The sequence below is a fragment of the Microbacterium sp. dk485 genome (assembly GCF_004570445.1).
GTDB classification, from domain to species: Bacteria; Actinomycetota; Actinomycetes; order Actinomycetales; family Microbacteriaceae; genus Microbacterium; species Microbacterium wangchenii.
Genome location: NZ_SPQW01000001.1, coordinates 1,179,474 through 1,198,655 on the forward strand (window position 1 = coordinate 1,179,474; position 19,182 = coordinate 1,198,655).

9 protein-coding genes are annotated in these 19,182 nt (G+C 71.9%); 1 reads left to right on the top strand and 8 read right to left on the bottom strand.

What is annotated here, in order from left to right; translation table 11 throughout:
* Positions 1–20 precede the first annotated feature (20 nt).
* The 7 genes from E4V99_RS05535 to E4V99_RS05565 all read right to left on the bottom strand — a co-directional run bounded on the left by E4V99_RS05535 (position 21) and on the right by E4V99_RS05565 (position 16,673).
* The gene (locus E4V99_RS05535) at positions 21–6,092 is read right to left on the bottom strand and encodes an Ig-like domain-containing protein (protein WP_135116623.1); all 6,072 of its coding nucleotides are present in this window, start codon (positions 6,090–6,092) and stop codon (positions 21–23) included.
* A 194-nt stretch (positions 6,093–6,286) separates the two neighbouring features.
* Positions 6,287–8,770 carry an acyltransferase family protein gene (locus E4V99_RS05540; protein ID WP_245233122.1) on the bottom strand — a complete coding sequence of 828 codons (2,484 nt, stop codon included), beginning with the start codon at positions 8,768–8,770 and terminating at the stop codon, positions 6,287–6,289.
* 70 nt (positions 8,771–8,840) lie between these two features.
* Positions 8,841–11,204 (bottom strand): excinuclease ABC subunit UvrA, encoded by a 2,364-nt coding sequence (locus E4V99_RS05545; protein WP_135116624.1) that lies wholly within the window; start codon positions 11,202–11,204, stop codon positions 8,841–8,843.
* 161 nt (positions 11,205–11,365) lie between these two features.
* Positions 11,366–13,621 (bottom strand): LLM class flavin-dependent oxidoreductase, encoded by a 2,256-nt coding sequence (locus E4V99_RS05550; RefSeq protein ID WP_135116625.1) that lies wholly within the window; start codon positions 13,619–13,621, stop codon positions 11,366–11,368.
* 1 nt (position 13,622) lies between these two features.
* Positions 13,623–14,213, bottom strand: coding sequence for a TetR/AcrR family transcriptional regulator (locus E4V99_RS05555; RefSeq protein WP_135116626.1), 591 nt, complete (start codon positions 14,211–14,213; stop codon positions 13,623–13,625).
* Positions 14,214–14,380: 167 nt separating this feature from the next.
* Complete coding sequence (locus E4V99_RS05560; protein ID WP_135116627.1) at positions 14,381–15,898, bottom strand: DEAD/DEAH box helicase; 1,518 nt, start codon at positions 15,896–15,898, stop codon at positions 14,381–14,383.
* 199 nt (positions 15,899–16,097) lie between these two features.
* Positions 16,098–16,673: a DNA-3-methyladenine glycosylase I gene (locus tag E4V99_RS05565; protein WP_135116628.1), complete on the bottom strand. Its 576-nt coding sequence runs from the start codon at positions 16,671–16,673 to the stop codon at positions 16,098–16,100.
* Positions 16,674–16,724: 51 nt separating this feature from the next.
* On the opposite strand from E4V99_RS05565, the gene E4V99_RS05570 reads away from it, so the two are divergent.
* Positions 16,725–17,048 (top strand): hypothetical protein, encoded by a 324-nt coding sequence (locus E4V99_RS05570; protein ID WP_135116629.1) that lies wholly within the window; start codon positions 16,725–16,727, stop codon positions 17,046–17,048.
* 19 nt (positions 17,049–17,067) lie between these two features.
* On the opposite strand, the gene E4V99_RS05575 is transcribed toward E4V99_RS05570, so the two are convergent.
* Positions 17,068–19,170 (bottom strand): acyl-CoA dehydrogenase, encoded by a 2,103-nt coding sequence (locus tag E4V99_RS05575; protein ID WP_135116630.1) that lies wholly within the window; start codon positions 19,168–19,170, stop codon positions 17,068–17,070.
* Positions 19,171–19,182 lie beyond the last annotated feature (12 nt).

Genomic DNA, 19,182 nt, shown 5'->3' on the forward strand with positions numbered 1-19,182 from the left:
TCGTTCTCGTCGTCGTAGTGCTAGCGCCAGGTGTACCGCTCGGAGTTACCCCAGCCGTCGATGCGCACCCAGACCTCGGTATCGGGGTAGCCGTAGAAGCAGCCCAGCTGGATCGACCCGCTCCGGGGGACATCGAAGCGGCGTCCCCCACCGGCGAACTCGCCGCTCCGGCTGCTGACGCACACCACGTTGTAGCTGCCGGCCGGGAAGTTCGACGTGTTCAGCTCGAAGTACGCGCACGACGCCGACGAGCATTCGCCGCTGTTCACGCGGCTGCCCTTGGTCACCCACGCGCGCGCCTTCGGCGCTTCAGCGGTGCGGGCCTGCGCGCTCGCGGTCGAGGTCTGATTCGCCGCATCCGTGGCGCGCACCTGGATCGTGTGGTTCTGGTCGTATCCGAAGTCCACCGTGCGGGAACCGCTGCGGACAGCGACCTGTTCCCAGCCGCCCCCGGCGATCTTGATCTCCAGCTTCGTGATCGCGCGCCCGTTCGCGGCGGGCGGCGACCATCCGAACTCGATCTGCGTCCCGCTCCCGCGCGCCGACGCTCCCGGAGGCTGGATCGGGCCGTAGGGGATCACCTGCGCCGTCGTGTTGGAGTCGGGGCTGGCGTACGTCGTGCCGTCCTGCGTGGTGACGGCGCGCAGCGTGACGGTGTACCCGGAGCCGTTGGAGATGCCGCTGGTGATCCGGGTGCCGTTCAGCGGCGCCCACCCGCCGCCGTTGAGCTTGTACTCGTACCGCACCGCACCCGGATCGGCGCCGTTGGTCTCCGCCGGCTGATACGCGACGTGGATGGAGTTGTCGGGCCCGGGCGTCGAGGCGCTCACGCCCTGCGGCGCACCGGGCGGCGTGAACGCGCGCCGCGGCGCGGACGGGGCGCTGTCAGGGCCCCACCCGGCCTTGTTCACGGCGGCGACGGTGAAGGAGTAGTCGGTGCGGCTCGGCTCGACCACGACGGCCTGCGAGGTCTGGCCGGCGCCGACGGAGATCGTGTTGATGACGCTGCCCCCGCGCAGCACGTTGAGGCGGTAGCCGGAGATGGCGTCGCCGTTGGGGTTCGGGGCCGCCCACGACACCTGCAGCTGAGCCTGCGAGCCGACCGGGTCCAGTCGCGTCGTCGAGGGTGCCCCCGGAGCGGTCGGCGGACCGGCGGGGATCTCCGTCGCGGAGTAGGCGCTCCAGCTGGACGGCTCGGGGGCGCGGTTGTGCGCCTGCACGCGCACCTGGTAGGCGGTGCCGTTCTCCAGGCCCTCCCACACGAGCGAGTTGCCCGACGCGGTCTTCTGCGTGACGCCCGAGGGCGGCGCCGGAGAGATCTCGAGCGTGAAGGATTCCACCGGCGATCCCGGGGTCGAGGGGGTCGTCCACGCGACGTTCAGCGAGCGGTCGCCGAAGCGCAGCGTCGGCGGAGCCGGGGTGTCGGGGCGCGCGTCGGGACGGGCCGTCTCCGAGGGGGCCGACGGGTCGGACTCCCCGACGCGGTTGGTGGCGGTGACGACGAAGTTGTACTCGACGTTGTTGGTCAGCCCGCTGAGCGTGCACGTGGTGGCGGGGCATTCCCGCGTGTAGTTCCCCGCCGTCGAGGTCACGGTGTACCCCGTGATCGGGGCGCCGTTGTTCGGCGGCGGGGTCCACGACAGCACGACCGTGCGGTCCTGCACGCTCGAGACCGTCGGCACGCCCGGCGCGTCCGGCTTGCCCTGCACGGTGAGGCGGATGCGGCCCTCGACCTCGCGGTCGACGTCGGCCGTCGCGTCCTGGATGCGGTACCGGACGACCATCGTGCCGAAGAAGCTCGCCGACGGCGTGACCGACACCTGGTCGCCGCTGACCTCGGCGACGCCCTCGCCGGTCTCGGTGGCGGCGGCGACGACCTTCAGCGGCGTCTCGGGGAACGGATTGAAGTCGTTCGCGAGCACCGGCACCGAGATCGTGCGGCCCTGATCGGCCTCGGGCAGCACGTCGTCGTTGGCCGTGGGGAGGGGGCGCGTGGATGCGGTCACCCGCACCGTCACGGTCCCTTCTATGGGATCGGTCTCGCCGTCGTCGATCCGCACCTGCACTTCGGCGGTGGTGCCCTTGCGCGTGTCGGCGTCGGCGCTGACCCGCAGCGTCTGGCCGTCGACGGAGGCGTTCATGCCGCTGGGCGACCCGCCCACGATCGTGTACCGCATCCCCTCGAGGTCGCCCTCGTCCGGGTCGGTGGTGAGCGCGACGAGGTCGAGGCCGGTGGCGTCCTCCCCCGGGGCGACGTCCATTTGACCGTTGACGAAGGTCGGCTGCTGGTTGTCCGGCGGCAGCACCGTGACCGGCAGCGTGAGCGTCGCCTTGCGCCCCTCCGGGTCGTCGGGGCCGGTGCCGTCGGTGACCTCGAACGTGATGGCGTCCTGACCGAAGTAGCCGTCGGCCGACGTGTAGACGAGCGTCTTCTCGTCCTCCACGAGCGGGGCGCCGTTCGCGTGCGTGGCGCTGACCTTGCCCGCCTCGGTGATGACGACGTCGCGGTCCCCGGCGGCGCGGACGTGCTCGGACAGCGGGATGCTGATGGTCTCTCCGCTCTGAACCTCAACCCCCTCGGTCGAGATCAGCACGGGGGGCAGGTCGCGCAGGCCCGGCACGTGGATGAACGCGGAGGCGGTGAGGTCGTCGCGGTCGGTGATCGTGTAGGTCACCAGTTGCGCCTCTTCGAGGATCGGCAGCCGCACGACGCCGTCCTCCAGCACGCGCGCGCCCGCGGCATCCACCGAGATCTCCAGCGCGTCCACCGTGCCGTCGGGGTCTTCGTCGTTCGCGAGCAGATCGAGGTCGACGGAGTCCTCCTCCTCCACGTCGGACGGGCGCACGCGGTCATCGCGGGCGATCGGACGCTGCAGCGGCACGTCTTCGGCCACGGTGACCTGCAGGACGGCCCGCGCCTCAGCGCCGCGTGCGTCGCGGATCGTGTACTGCAGGCTCGTCTCGACCGGCTCGCCCGGGGAGGTGACGACCACGCGGTCGCCCAGCACGCGCGCCTCCAGGCCGCCGGAGTCGGCCATGATGAGGCCGTCGGAGACGAGGGTCAGCGCGTCGCCCTCGGGATCGGAATCGTTCGCCAGCACCGGCACCGCCACCTCGCGGCCGGGCCGCATGACGACGGCGTCCTTCACCGCGTAGGGGGCCTGGTTGGCCGCCTCCGCCGGGGCGATGCCCACGCGGATCGAGGCGATCGCCTTGGCGCCGAAGCGGTCGCGCACGCGGTAGGTGAACGCGTCCGGCCCGGTCTCGCCCTCGAACGCCTCGTACGTGAGGAAGTTCGCGCCGACCTCGCTGACGCGTCCCTTCGACGGGGCGGAGTCGATGCCCATCAGCTCGACGGAGTCGCCGTCGGGGTCGAGCCCGTCCAGCGGCACCGGGATGCGCACTTCCGACCCCGCCAGCACGCGGCCGGTGATGTCGCGGGGGCGCGGGGCCTGGTTGGTGTCGGCGTCGACGGGGAGCACCTGGATCGTGACGTATCCGGCGTCCTTCTGGCCGGTGGAATCCTCCACCTCGTAGGTGGCGTACACCGTGCCCGGCTCATCGCTCGCCCGGAAGCGCACGGTGTCCTGCGACACGAAGATCGTGCCCTCTTCCGCCGTGGGGACCGGCTCCACGAGGTCGGGGGCGAGGCGCAGCGTGTCGTTGTTGGGGTGATAGTCGTTGTCGAGCACGGGGATGGTGACGACATCGCCGGCGCGGACGACCGCCGTGTCGTCGCTGGCCACGGGCGGGCGCAGCTGGTCGGGCGCGGGCACCGGGATGACCACGACCTCGCCCTCCGCGGTCTGCTGGCCGTTGGAGATGCGGTAGGAGATGCGCGTCTGCTCGCTCAGGGCCGACTGGTCGGTGATCCGCAGGGTCTCGTGCCCGATGACCGCGACCGAGATGCCGCTGGAGGGATCCACCGTCACCGACTGCACGACGAGGATGCCGCCGGAGGGATCGCTGTCGTTCGCGAGGACGTTGACGAGCACGTCGGCGCCGCTGGGCAGGAGCGCCACATCGCGCACCGCGACGGGCGGCAGGTCGGTGTCGGCGTCGGGGAGCACATCGATGCGCACGAGGCCCGGCACGGCGTTGGGGCCGGCGGCCACGAGGTACTGCGCGTAGTACGTGCCCGGCGCCGAGGAGCGGAACGTGAAGGTCTTGTTGGGGTAGTCGGGGACGATCTCGGCGCCCGGAACCTCGTCCACTCGCGTGAGGCGCAGGGTCTCCCGTCCCGAGCTGGTGTCGTTGGACAGCGGAGCGACGGTCGCGGACTGCCCGGCGCGGACGACGACGTGATCGGCGTTGGTGACCGGGACGGTGGAGCCCGCGGGACGCACGTCGAACCGGACGATGCCCTCGGTCACCTCGGAGCCGTCGGACACGATGATGGGCACGTCCTTGCGGCCCTGCGTGCCGCCGATCGCGCGGTAGGTGATGCGGCCGTCGGCGGTGAAGTCGGCCTCGTCGCCTTCGGCGGGGACGACGGAGGCGAGGAAGATCTCGTCGCCGTCGGGGTCGGTCCAATCCGGCAGGACGTTGTAGGTGATCGCGCCGCCGGCCTCGACGACGACCGTGGTGACGCGCTTGGGTTCGGGCGGCGCGTTGACGTCCCATCCGCGCACGTTCAGCCGCACGTTGGCGGTGTCGGTGCCGCCGCGGCCATCGTCGATCTCGTAGCGGAAGGTCTCGGAGCCCGACCCGTCCTCGGGCACCGCGATCTGCAAGGCGGAGCCGTCGTGGATCGGCTGCACCTCGCCCAGCCCGGGCTCGCCGTCGGGCAGGGTCACGACGAGGATGTCGCCGTCGGCGTCGGTGTCGTTGTCGAGCACGGGCAGCACGGTCGTGCGGCCGGGGCGCACCCCGAGGTCGTCATCGACGGCGATCGGTGGGGTGTTGACCTCGGTGCGCTCGGGGAGTGTCGTCTCGACGGTCTCCTCCGTGGTCTGCTCGTCCTCTTCCGACTCGCCCTCGGGCGGGATGATGTCGTCCCAGTTGTCCACGCGCTGCATCGCGTCGGTGGCCATCCAGGCGGCGCCGCCCACGACGTCGTTGAGGATCACGACGTCGCGGTTCTGCCGGAAGCGGAGCTGCGCGGTGGGCTCCAAGTCTTCGATCTGCATCGTGAGGTCGTTCGCGTCGCCGGAGCAGTCGCGCACGAACGCACCCGAGCCGCTCCACGCGGCATACGTGCAGCCGGCGAGGGTCACCGGCGCCGTGGGCGCCCCCTCCCCCGCGCCGGACGGGGTGGTGGAGGGTTCGGCGCCGTCGAAGGGAACCCGAACGACGTCGGATGCGGTGGCCAGGACCAGCGCATCGCCGGTCGCGGCGGGCTGCTGGAGGACGGCGGACTCGCCCCCGTCCACTTCGGTGCTCAGTCCCCCGGTGGTGTGCACCGTGCCGGTGTCGGCATCCAGGACCGCCGCCGTCGTCCCCACGACCGTGATCGACAGTTCGGCGTTCTCGTCGACGCCCTCGATGCCGCGGCGGGCAGCATCCCCCGTCTCGCCGTCGGCGGTGACGGGCACCGTGACGATCTCACCGGATTCCGCCGAGACGCCGTAGACGGTGCCGTCGCGGCCGACCGCGACGTCGGCGCCCTTGCCCAGCTCGGTGACCGGCTCGACGCCTTCGACCGTGAACGCGCCGGCAGCGCGGGCGGGGGCGACCCACAGCGAACCCGACGCGGGGTCGAGCACGGCCATCGTCGGACCCCCGAGCGCGACCTTGGCGCCGGCGGGGATGTCTGCGGCATCGGTGAGCATGACCATCGCCGGGTCGACCGCCGTCACGGTGGACTCGGCCTGATCCAGGACGAGGACGGTGGAGCCTTCCTGGAGGATGTCGTACTCGTCGCTCGCGGCGCGCAGCCCCGCGTCGAGCACGCGGGACTCATGATTGAAGTGCCCCACCAGCACGCTGGACTGCTTGGTGATCCACACCCCGCCATCGTGGAGGTCGACCTCGGTGGTGGGGAAGCCCTGATAGGCGACCGCCATCGTGGTGACCGCGATCGCGGAGACGGTGACGACACCGGCGGACATCAGCGTCCGACGGCGTCGTCGCAGCCATGTGAACGACCTCACGCTACGTCTGCCTCCCCGGGGCGGAAACGAGCCGGAATTCCCGTCGATGCGGGCGGAATCCCCCTCAGCCTAGCGGGAGCGTACTCGACCGCCCGCCACCGGCCGTCCACGCTTGCCGAACCGTTCCGCCCTCTGATACCCGGTGCATGCCGTTTCCGGCACGTTCGGCCGGCGACGGGACTGCGGGGAACGGCTCAGAGGAGCCCCCGCGCGCCCAGGCTCCACGCCAGGAATCCCGTGATGTGCTCCGCGTACGGCACCGTGAGGTGGGTGGCGTCGTAGCGGATCGGCAGACCGCCGGCGAAGGCGGGGCACGCATCCTGCCAGCAGCTGAACTCGAGCGAGCCGATCGCGTGGGCCTGGGTGTCGGCGGCCCTCGCCTCGGCCGCCGCGTGCATGTCGCGCCACGTCTGGTCGACCGCCGTCAGGCACTGCGCGGGGCCCGTCACCGGGGAGAAGCAGCGCGCGAGGTCGCCGCCCTGGGGCGGCGGCGCGAGGTACACGACGCCGCCCGCGCCATACGCGGAGAGCTCGGCATGCGTCGCGGCGAGCAGATCGGCCGGCGACAGGTCGCGTCCGTCGACCGTGCGGCCCAGCGTGTACGCGTTGGACACCACCACGAGGTCGGCGGGGTCGGCTCCCGCGAGCGCGCGCACGTCGAGCTTGCGCTGCGGGCAGGCGGCCATGACGGCGGGGTCGGGGTTCTGCACGAGCACGTCGGTGAAGCGGCATCCGTACAGTCCCACCGTGGTGACGCGCCACGCGCCGCCGCTGTCTTCCGCGAGCTTCTTGAACGCCGGCGCGTACGACATCGCCGTCGAGTCACCCACGAGGTACATGTGGCGGGCGGCATCCGCATCCCCCCACGTGCATCGGCCGGCGTCGACGGGCACGTCGGGGTCGAAGCAATCGTGCGCGGGATTGGCGCTGGAGGATGCCGCCATCACCTCGTCGAGGGACGGCCGCAGGTGTGGCCACGCCTCCGCCGTCACCGCTTCGGCGAGCTCGGCCTGCAGGGCCGCCGTCGGATCCTCCGCGGGGGCCGCCACGGGGTGGGCGACCGGCGGGACGAGCGGCCCGATCACGGGCGAGCCGAAGCCGGTCTGCAGCATCAGGACGACGACGATCGCGCCGATGCCGAGGGTCGCCGCCGACATCCCCATCTGTCCGCGGTACCGCGCACGCCACTGCGCCCACGGGGAAGGGCGGGCGGGCTCCCGGGTTCCCGCCGGGGGCTCCCCGATCCGCCGCACGTCCGCGGGTGGGGACGCGGGCGGGCGGGCGGATGCGGCGGAGGGCCGCGGCGCGGCGGGCGGGGAGGCTGGGGCGGACGGCCGCGGCGCGGCCGGTGCGATCGACGCGGACGACGGGGCACCCGTGTCCGGGCGCGGCTGCCGGCCCGGGTAGTACCGCTGCCCCGGCACCCACCCGGCGGGGCGCGTCGTTCCGACGCCGTGCCGCGCGGACGCCGGCTCGGGGATCGGCGCGGGCGCCGGCCCGGAGGCCGGCCCGGGCTCATCTGCCGGCCCGGACCCGGAAGCCGACGCAGGCTCGTGCGCCGGATCCCCTTCCGCGGCGAGCGCCGCCGCGCGGCGGCGCAGGAGCGGCGAGCGGTGCAGGGGCTGCTCCACGCCGTAGTACGTCGACACGGCCAGGACGGCCGTCGCGGCCAGCACGATCGCGGTCGTCCAGTCGCCGGCGGGGAGCAGCACGCCCGCGAACACGAGCACCGGGAAGTGCCACAGATACAGCGCGTACGACAGGTCTCCGAGCCACACGCCGACCGGATTGGTGAGCGGGAACAGGTGCCGGTGGCGCGGATCGCCGGCCACTCCCCCGGCCACGACGAGCGCGGTGGCCGTCACCGGCAGCACCGCCCACGGCGCGGGGAAGGCGGAGGCCGGATCGATCACCACGCACGACCACACCACACCGGCAAGCCCCACCCACTGCAGCAGCCCGCCGAGCACGGCCGGGATGCGCGCCAGCGCGGGGGACGCCACGGCCAGGAGCGCCCCGACGGCGAGCTCCCACGCCCGCGTCGCCGTGGAGAAGTACGCCACGGTGGGTTCGGCGGCCGTCTGCGCGACGGCCCAGGCCCACGACGCGGCGCCCACCAGCACCACCGCGCCGCCCACCGCCGCGCGCCCCGCACGTCCCCGGCGCCCGCCACGGGGCACCACGAGCACCACGATGAGCAGCAGCACCGGCCACACCAGGTAGAACTGCTCCTCGACCGACAGCGACCAGAAGTGCTGCAACGGGCTGACCGCCGCCTCCGAGAAGTAGTCCGTGCCATCGGCGGCGAAGCGCCAGTTCGACACGAACAGCGCCGCGGCCACCGCATCCACCCACGTCGCATCGGCCCGCGCCCGGTTGAAGACCAAGAACGCCGCGACGGAGACGGCCAGGAGCACCAGGATGGCCGCCGGCATCAGGCGGCGGATGCGGCGCGCGAAGAAGTCCTGCAGCGAGATGCGGCCGGTGTCGGCGACCTCCCGCAGCAGCAGCCCCGTGATGAGGAAGCCGGAGACGACGAAGAACACGTCGACTCCGACGAACCCGCCGCTGGGCTCCCCCACGACGTGGGTGGCGATGACCATCACGACCGCGAGCGCACGCAGCCCCTGGATGTCTCGCCGGATCGGCGCGCGAGGGGAGGTCGGGTTCGAGGTCACGGTTTTCTGCGGAGGACGGCCGGCGCTCAGTCTAGGGGCGCCGACGTGCCCGCTGTGTTCCGCGACGAGGTCAGGACGCGACGTAGGCGGCGAGGTGCTGACCCGTGAGGGTGGATGCGGCGGCCACGAGGTCGGCGGGCGACCCCTCGAACACGATCGTCCCGCCGTCGCGTCCGGCCCCCGGCCCGATGTCGATGATCCGGTCGGCGTGCGCCATGACCGCCTGGTGATGCTCGATCACGATGACGCTGTTGCCCGCATCCACAAGCCGGTCCAGCAGGCCGAGCAGGTTGTCGACGTCGGCGAGGTGCAGGCCGGTCGTCGGCTCGTCCAGGACGTACACCGCCCCCGATTTGGCCATCGAGATCGCCAGCTTCAGGCGCTGACGCTCGCCGCCGGACAGCGTGTTCAGCGACTGGCCGAGGGTCAGGTATCCCAGGCCCACGTCGACCATGCGCGCGAGCGTCGTGTGCGCGGGACCCTTGGGGAAGAACTCCGCCGCGTCGGCGGCCGACATCGACAGCACCTCGGAGATGTTCTTCCCCTCCAGCCGGTACTGCAGCACCTCGTCGGAGAACCCGGTGCCCGCGCACACCTCGCACACCGTCTCCACCGTCGACTGGAACCCGAGGTCGGTGATGATGACGCCGAGCCCCTTGCACGCGATGCACGCGCCTTCGGAGTTGGCGCTGAACAGGGCCGGCTTCACCCCGTTGGCCTTCGCGAACGCAGAGCGCACCGCATCCAGCACTCCCGTGTAGGTCGCCGGGCTGCTGCGCCGCGACCCCCGGATGGGCGCCTGGTCGACGACGACCACGTCGTCGAGGCCCGCGAGGTTGCCGTGGATGAGGGACGATTTGCCCGACCCCGCGACGCCGGTGACGACGGTGAGCACGCCGAGGGGCACGTCGACGTCGACGTTCTTGAGGTTGTGCTGGGTGGCTCCGCGGATCTCCAGCGCACCCTGCGGCGTGCGCGTGGAGTCCTTCAGCCGCGCGCGATGGTCGAGGTGGCGCCCCGTGAGCGTGTCGGATTTCCGCAGGCCCGCGACGTCGCCGGTGAACTGGATGCGGCCGCCGTCGCGCCCCGCGCCGGGGCCGAGGTCGACCACGAAGTCGGCGATCGCGATGACCTCCGGCTTGTGCTCGACCACGAGCACGGTGTTGCCCTTGTCGCGCAGGGCCAGCAGCAGCGCGTTCATCCGCTGGATGTCGTGCGGGTGCAGCCCCGCGGTCGGTTCGTCGAACACGTAGGTGACGTCGGTGAGGCTGGAGCGCAGGTGGCGGATCATCTTCGTCCGCTGCGCCTCGCCGCCCGACAGCGTGCCGCTGGCGCGGTCGAGGGACAGATAGCCCAGGCCGATCTCGACGAAGGAGTCGACGGTGTCGCGGAGCCCGGTGATCAGCGGGGCGACGGCGGAGTCGTCGATGGTCCGCAGCCACGCGGCGAGGTCGGTGATCTGCATGGCCGCCGCATCCGCGATGCTGACCCCGTCGATCTTCGATGAGCGGGCGCCCTCGTTCAAGCGCGTGCCGCCGCAGTCGGGGCACGCCGTGAACCGCACCGCGCGGTCGACGAAGGCGCGGATGTGCGCCTGCAGCGAGTCGCGGTCCTTCTGCAGCACGCTCTTGGTGATCTTGGGGACGAGGCCCTCGTACGTGATGTTGATGCCCTGGATCTTGACCTTGACCGGCTCCTTGTGGAGGAAGTCGGCGAGCTCCTGCTCGGTGTAGTCCTGGATGGGCTTGTCCGCGTCGAGGAATCCCGACTCCGTGAACTGGCGCACCATCCAGCCGTCGACGTTGTAGCCGGGGATCGTCAGCGCCCCCTCGGCGAGCGACTTGGTGCGGTCGAACAGCTGATCCAGGTCGATCTCGCTCACTTCGCCGAGGCCTTCGCACCGCGGGCACATCCCGCCGGTGATCTCGAACGAGCGATGCTCTTTCACGGTCTTGCCGCCGCGCTCGGAGGTCATCGCGCCGCCGCCGCGCACGGAGGGGACGTTGAAGGAGAAGGCCTGCGGCGACCCGACGTGCGGGACGCCCAGGCGGCTGAACAGCATCCGCAGCATGGCGTGCACGTCGGTCGCGGTGCCCACGGTGGAGCGGGCGTTGGCGCCCATGCGCTCCTGGTCGACGAGGATCGCGGGGCTGATGTTCTCCAGCGCGTCGACCTCGGGTCGCGGGGGCGTGGACATGAACGCCTGCACGAACGTCGGATACGTCTCGTTGATGAGCCGCTGCGACTCGGCGGCGATCGTGCCGAACACGAGCGACGACTTCCCCGATCCGCTCACCCCGGTGAACACGGTGAGGCGCCGTTTGGGGATCTCGACGCTGATGCCCTGCAGGTTGTTCTCCCGCGCCCCCACGACGCGGATCACGTCGTGGCTGTCCGGCGCGGATGCGGTGGACTCGGGCGATGCTGCGGCCATGCGTGCTCCTCCTCGGTCGGTGTGCCCAGTGTTCCGCACATCGCGGACACGCGGTGTCCGCCTCTCCCATCCACACATCCGCGAGACCGCATCGCGCCGACGAGACCGCGACATCATGTCGCGGTCTCGTCGCGAGGATGCGGTTTCGCTGCGTAGCGGGGTCAGGACGCGGCGGCGACCTCCGCGGCGTCGTACTGCGCCACGGAGAAGTTGTCCACGAACAGGCCGTCCGGATCGACCTCGTGCTTGAGGGCGAGCAACCGCTCCAGCTTGTCCGGCGGGAAAGCGTCGAGGATGCGCTCGGGCCTCGTGGACGAGTCGAAGCTCAGGTACATGCCGCGTCCGTGCACGCGCACCGCCTCCCACGCCGCGTCCAGATGTACCGGATCGGCGCCGAGCGCCACCACGGAGAACTGCGCCGCGCGGTGCGAGTACGCGGTGTCGTCCTCTCCGACGTCGCTCACGGCCCCGCCGACGGAGCGGAGCTGAAGGAAGTACGACGCGCCCGCATCGAGCATCCGCACGGCCTCCGCCGCGAACTCCGGCGTGATCTCACTCAGCAGAAGCGAACGGGCGTGCGGCTCTCCGCGCCCGTGCTGCGGCCCGAGGTCGGCGTTGGCCATGACCCGTGCATAGCTCGTGACCTGCACCGACTGCTGCACGAGCGGCGCGAGCTCGGCGAACGGCTGCAGTCGCGCGAGAATCGTGTCCGGATCGGAGGAGTCGACCATCGCCATGATCTGCGCAATGCGGGGCTGACCCGGCCGGCGGGCGCCCATGATGAGGAACGCCGTCAGATCGCGCGGAGCCGCCGCCATCACGGCACCGTAGCCCGTGAGGAACTCCTCGGTGTCGGAGGCGTCGAACGCCAGCTGTGCCCATCCGACCTCGCCGACCTCGTCGACCTCGAACTCGAAGCTCGTCACGATGCCGACGTTCGCGCCCGCGCCGCGGATCGCCCAGAACAGCTCGGGGCGGGTGCCGGCATCCGTGCGCACGACCGAGCCGTCGGCGAGTACCACCTCGGCGGCACGCAGGTGGTCGATCGTGAGACCGTGCTCGCGCACGAGGAAGCCGATGCCGCCGGCCGTGGCGAGCCCGCCGACCCCGACGCCGCCGTAGTCGCCCGAGCTGAGCGCCCAGCCGTGCTCATCCAGCGCTGCGGCGACCTCTCGCCACCGCGCCCCGGGACCGATGCGCACCAGCCGGCGGGACGCGTCGAGCACCTCGATGGCGTTGAGCCGGCGCAGATCGATCACGATGCCGCCATCGTTCGTGCTGCGCCCGCTGATGCCGTGCCCGCCGCTGCGGATCCCGAGCGGCACCCCTCGGTGTCGCCGCGCATATGCGACGGCCTCGACCACCTGCGCCGTGGAGTCGGGCTGCAGGACGATGCCCGGCGCACCGCCGCGGAGGTAGGTGGAGCTCACGTCGGCGTACGCGAAGTCGCCCGGCTCGATCGCGCGCATGCCCGCGGGCACGCCGTTGTAGTCGATGCCCGCCCGTCGCCGCGCGATCGAGGCGACCGATCGCACCGGCGCCTCCGTGGTGCCGCGCGTTCCGCGCTCGCGGGCGACCAGCTCACGCACCGCCGGTGCCAGCTCCTGGCCCACGACCTGGAACACTCGCGGATCGTCGCTGGCCACGATGAACGTCGACACGCCATCCTCGAGCGCATACCGGGCCACCTTCGCGGTCCACGCGCTCACATCACCGCTGGGCGGAGCCACGTTCAACAGGCGGCGGATCTCCCGCGGGTCACGCGCGGCCCCCTCGGCCGCCTCGTCGATCGCGGCGTTTCCGCGCGCGAGGTCGCCAGGCTGCATGTAGGCCTCGGAGGGCAGCCAGCCGTCTCCGAGCCGACCGGTCAGCGCCAGCATCCGCGGCTTGAGAGCCCCGATCAGCAGCGGGATGCGGTGTGCCGGACGCGGGCCGCGCTTGGCCCCGTGGACGCGGTGGTACCGGCCGTCGGTGAAGACGCCGCCGCGCGCCGACGTGTCCCACAGCTCGCGCATGACCACGATGGCCTCCTCGAGGGCCGTCACGGCCTGACCGGGCGTGAGCCGAGGTTCGCCCATGGCCTCGATCGCATCCCAGAACGCGCCCGCGCCGAGGCCGAGATCGAAGCGTCCGCCGGAGAGGAGGTCGAGGCTCGCGGCGGCGCGCGCGACGACGGCGGGCGGACGCAGCGGCATGTTCAGCACGTTCGGCGCGATGCGCACGCGCTCCGTCTGCGCGGCGACGTAGGTCATGAGGGTCCAGGTGTCCAAGAACGCCGGCTGGTACGGGTGGTCCTGGAACGTGACCAGGTCGAGCCCGAAGGCCTCCGCCATCTGCGCGAGGGTGACCGGAACCTGCGGGTCGGCCGCGGTGGGTGTGATGAAGGCTCCGAACTCGAGTCCGTGACCGTAATCCATGTCAGCTCCCTGCTGTCTGAGGGGTGGGGGAAGAAGAAGAGGGTTCGGCGGCCCGCGCGGGGCGGAGGCCGCCGAGGACGACGTCGAGGAGCACCGGCCGGTCATCGGGTGAGCCGAGGCGCACCGCGTGCTCGACGCCGCACAGCATCCGCCGCACGTGGTCGACGGTGATGTCCGGACGCACGGCCCCGGCATCCTGTGCGCGCTCGAGTGCCGCGCGCAGGCTCGTGACGAATGCGCACTTGGCCTCGCGGGCGGCACCCAGTTCGGCGTCAGGCGCGGTGATGACCGCCTGCACGCCTTCGTCGGCGAGTTGCAGCTCGAGCGCGGCGGCCAAGAGCGTGTGCAGTGCGGCGCCGGCGTCCGGCGTGCGCTCCGCCTCGCCCGCGAGGACCCGCAGGCGCTGGATCGAATCGAGCGAGAGCGCTTCGGACAGCGCCGCGACCGTCGGGAAGTGCCGATACACGGTCGCGACGCCGACGCCCGCCTCGCGCGCGACGTCGTTGAGCCTCAGCTCGCCGCGAGGGATGCGCCGCGCGGCGCACAGGATCGCGTCACGGCTGCGTGCGGCGTCGGCTCGAAGGCGGGTCATGCGCCTCAGCGTACTCCCGAAACGGATGACTCATCCGTTTCAGCGTTTCGCCCCTCGCGAACTCCGTTCCCGCGAAACAGCACGCCACCGGCGAGACCGCGACATATTGTCGGGGTTTCGCCGGTGGCGTGCAGTCTCGCGGACGAGAAGTGGAGGGTGCGGCGGCGTCAGCCCTGCGCGCGGCGGTTCGAGCGCGCGTTGCCGCGCACGACGTCGCCGACGCGGATGCCGCCGGGGCGTGCGCCCGAGGCGGATCCGCGTCCACCGGACGCCGATCCGCCCGAGCGCGATCCGCCGCCGGAGCGGGAGCCCGCGGTCGAGGCAGCGGCACCGGCGGCCACCGGCGCGGCACCGCGGCCACCGGAACGGCGACCCTGGCCGCCCGCCGAACCGCCCGAACGGCCGGAGCCGGCCGGTGCGCCACCGCGGGCGGCGCGCTTGCGCTGCGCGTTGGCACCCTGCGACTGCCCGCCACCGCGCTGCGGGGCGACCACGGGGGCCGGCGTGACGTATGCGGCGACCTCGCCGACGAGCGCGGTCACCTCGGACGAATCCGAGGTCACGGGGGTGGGCGTGGCCTTGATGGCGGCCTTGCGGAGGATGTCGAGCGTGTCGCGGCGCTGCTCGGGGAGCATCACGGTCACGACGTCACCCGCGCTGCCGGCTCGGGCGGTGCGGCCCGAGCGGTGCAGGTACGCCTTGTGCTCGACGGGCGGGTCGACGTGCACCACGAGGGCGATGTCGTCCACGTGCACGCCGCGCGCGGCGACATCCGTGGCCACGAGGACGCGGGCGGTGCCGGCGCTGAACGCGGCGAGGTTGCGGTCGCGCTGCGGCTGCGACAGGTTGCCGTGCAGGTCGACCGAGGGGATGCCCGCGGCCGTGAGCGTGCGGGCCAGCTTCTTGGCCTGGTGCTTCGTGCGGGTGAACAGGATGCGGCGGCTCGAGCCGGACGCGAGGGTGCGCACGAGCGCGGCCTTGGCCGTGGCATCCGCAGCGACGAAGACGTGGTGGGTCATCGCCGCGACGTGCGACGTGGCCTCGTCGACCGAGTGCAGCACCTCGTTGCGGAGGAACTTGCGCACGAGCTTGTCCACGCCGTTGTCCAACGTCGCCGAGAACAGCAGGCGCTGCCCGCCGGCGGGCGTGCGGGTGAGCAGGCGCGTGACGCCCGGAAGGAAGCCGAGGTCGGCCATGTGGTCGGCCTCGTCGAGCACCGTGATCTCGATGTCGTCCAGGCTCGCGAAGCCCTGGGAGATGAGGTCCTCCAGGCGCCCGGGGCACGCGACGAGGATGTCGACGCCGGCGGCGAGCGCGTCGACCTGACGGCGCTGGTTGACCCCGCCGTACACGGTCGTGGTGGTCAGGCCGTATGCGGCGGCGAGGGGCTTGATGACGGCGTCGATCTGGTTGGCGAGCTCACGCGTGGGGGCCAGAACGAGGGCGCGGGGCTTGCGACCGCGGCGGGTCGAGGTCTTCGCGCCCAGGCGTGCCACGAGCGGGAGCGAGAAGGCGAGGGTCTTGCCCGAGCCCGTCTTGCCGCGCCCGAGCACGTCGCGCCCGGCGAGGGTGTCGGCGAGCGTGTCGGCCTGAATGGGGAACGCTTCGGTCATGCCCTGCGAAGCGAGGACGTCGACCAGGGGAGCGGGCACGCCGAGATCGGCGAAAGTGGTGGAGGAAGTCATGTGTCTTTCATGCCGGCGCGCAGCGGCGCGCATGGCGGATCAGAATGCGGCCGAGCCGCAGAGGAGGGCGAAGGCGCCGGGTGACGCATCCGTTCGCCGTGGAAAGTTCGGGCCGGAAGGGCCGATGCGTTCGACGACGCAGGGAGCAGGAATCGCTCCGCAGTGGGTCCAGTCTACCCCGTGACGCGTCGCCGGCGGTTCACCCGGCGCGCCAGCACCCCTCGACGTGGTCGTCGACCATGCCGGCGGACTGCATCAGGGCGTACATCGTCGTGGGGCCGACGAAGCGCAATCCGCGGGCGCGCAGCGCCTTGCTCAGCGCCGTGGACTCGGGCGTGACGGCGGGAACCTCCGCGAACGACACCGGATGCTGCGGGCGCGGCGGGGGCGCGAACGACCACATCAGCGCGTCGAGCTCGCCGTCGGCCATGCCCGCGACCAGGCGCGCATTGGAGATGGTGGCCTCGATCTTCGCGCGATTGCGGATGATGCCGGCATCCTGCATGAGGCGCTCGATGTCGTCGGGGCCGAAGGCGGCCACCCGCTCCGGCTCGAACCCGGCGAACACCTCCCGGAAGCGCGGTCGCTTGCGCAGGATCGTGATCCACGCGAGGCCAGCCTGGAAGCCCTCGAGGCTCATCTTCTCGAACAGCGCGCGGTCGCCGTGGAGCGGTACGCCCCACTCCTCGTCGTGGTAGCGGAGGTACTCCGCATCATCCGCCGCCCACGCGCAGCGCGCGACGCCGTCGGCTCCGGTCCGCACGTCGGTGGTCACCGCGCCACCCTATCCGTGCGCTCCGACGCGCGGATGCGGAAAGGTGGACGCATGGTCTCTCCCGATCCGGATTCCCGCACCCGCGCCGCCGACATCCTGCGGGCGAGGCTGGAGGACCGCCGCGTCAGCCGACTGAACAAGGCGCTGCGGGTGGTCTCGTCCTACGCGATCGCGCTCGTCGGCGTCAGCGCCACGGACGAACTGCTGCCCGGGATGGACCTCGTCGTCACCCGCATCGACACGGGCGCGGAGGTGCTGCGCGTCGCTGCGGGGCAGCCGCAGGAGGCCGACCGCATGCTCCAGGCAACCCGGCGCGACCTCGACGAGATGTCGGTCACGCAGTTCGTGGCCGCGTGGCGGCCGGCGGACGGCTGAGCCGCCCGCCGGCGCGCGGCTACTTCGCGGGCTTGCGCTCGGGCACGGGGGCGTTGCCGGATGCGGCGAGCTCGGCGTAGTACGCCGCCGCCTCGTCCTGGCGGGCCTGCTCGGCACCCGACGCGAGAGGCGCTCGCACGTGCTCGGGCTCGTAGCCGAACGCGTCGACGAGGTCCTGGGCGTGCGGCCGCAGACGCAGGCACAGGCGGTCGATGTAGCTCGACACCGCAGCGGCGCGCTGGGCGGACAGGCGCCCGTTGATGAGGTACCACGCGAGGTGCTTCTCGATGACGGTCAGGCCGAAGAGGTCGCGCAGCCACGTCAGGACCTTGCGGGTGCCGTCGCCCTGCGTCTTGTTGACCGCATCCGTGAACGCCTCCCACATCAGCAGCTCGCCGTGGGCGCGGGCGGCCTCGATGAGCTCGGCCTGGTTCGCGTTGAACAGGGCCGCGGCGTCCTCGGGGGAGAGCTTCGCGGCCGGACGCAGGCGACCGGCCAGATCGGCGACCATCTGCTGCACGCGCCCGGCGAGCAGCTCGTGCTGCTGATCGGCGCGCAGTCCGCGCTCGACAGCCCGCGCGGTCGAGCCGAAGTCGCTGACGGCCTGGCCGAGCTGGCGGAGGCCCGCACCGTGGAACACCTTGCCGGCGGTCTGACCGACGGCGAAGGCGGCGAGGGACTTGGCATCCTTGCCCTTGAACTGCCGGCCGTAGTCCGACAGCAGGCGCTTGCCCACCAGCTGCAGCAGGACGTTGTTGTCGCCCTCGAAGGTGGCGTAGATGTCGAGGTCCTGCCGGAGGCCCACCAGACGGTTCTCGAACAGGAAGCCCGCTCCGCCGCACGCCTCGCGAGCCTCCTGCAGCGTGTCCAGCGCGTGCCATGTGGAGAGCGGCTTGAGCGCGGCGGCGAGGGTTTCCAGATCCTGCCGGTCCTCGTCGGTGTCGGTGACGCCGCTGAAGACGGCATCGAACTTCTGCAGGAACTCGTCGTGCGCGAAGATGTGCGCGTACGTCGTCGCCAGGCGCGGCAGGAGGCGGCGCTGGTGCTTGCCGTAGTCCAGCAGCACGACCTCGGGCGTCCCGAGGCCGGAGTCGAACTGCCGGCGCTGGTTGGCGTACGTGATCGCGATGTACAGGCCGAGGGCCGAGCCCCAGGATGCGGCGCCGTCGAGGGAGATGCGGCCCTGCACGAGCGTGCCGAGCATCGTGAAGAAGCGGCGTCCGGGGCTGGAGATCTCGCTCGTGTAGGTGCCGTCGGGGGCGACGTCGCCGTAGCGGTTGAGCAGGTTCGTGCGCGGGACGCGCACGTTGTCGAAGTGCAGGCGTCCGTTGTCGATGCCGTTGAGGCCCCCCTTGAGGCCGTCGTCCTCGCCGCCGATGCCGGGGAGGAAGTCGCCGTTGTCGTCGCGCAGCGGCACGTAGAAGCAGTGCACGCCGTGGTTGACGCCGTTCGTGATGAGCTGCGCGAACACCGTCGCGGCGATGCCGTGCAGTGCGGCGTTGCCGAGGTAGTCCTTCCACGCCCCGCGGAACGGCGTGTTGATGACGAACTCCTCGGTCTCGGGGTCGTACGTGGCGGTCGTGCCGATGGCCGCGACATCCGAGCCGTGCCCGGTCTCGGTCATCGCGAAGGCACCGGGGATCTCCAGGCTCATGATGCCCGGGAGCCACTTGTCGTGGTGCTCCTTCGTGCCCAGCTGCAGCACCGCGGCGCCGAACAGGCCCCACTGCACGCCGGATTTGATCTGCAGGCTCGGGTCGGCCACGACGAGCTCTTCGAAGCCGGCGATGTTGCTGCCGTTGTCTTCGGCGCCGCCGAAGCGCTTGGGGAACGCGCGATGCACGGCCTTGTTCTCCACCAGGAGGTGCAGCTGGCTCAGGACCCGCTCGCGGTGCTCCGGCATCGACAGGCCGTCGACGCGCCAGAAGGCGGGGTCTTTGATCATCTCGCGCGCCGTGCGGCGCGTGTCGGCCCACGTGCCCAGCAGCAGGTTCGTCACCGCGGTGACGTCGATCTGGGCTTCGGATGCTTCGGCCGCGGTGTGTGCGGCGGTGGGGGCGCCCCCCGCGGGGGTGCGCTTGTCTTCGGCGGGCGTGGTCGGTCGGACGGCGGCGTCAGCCATGTTCAACACCTT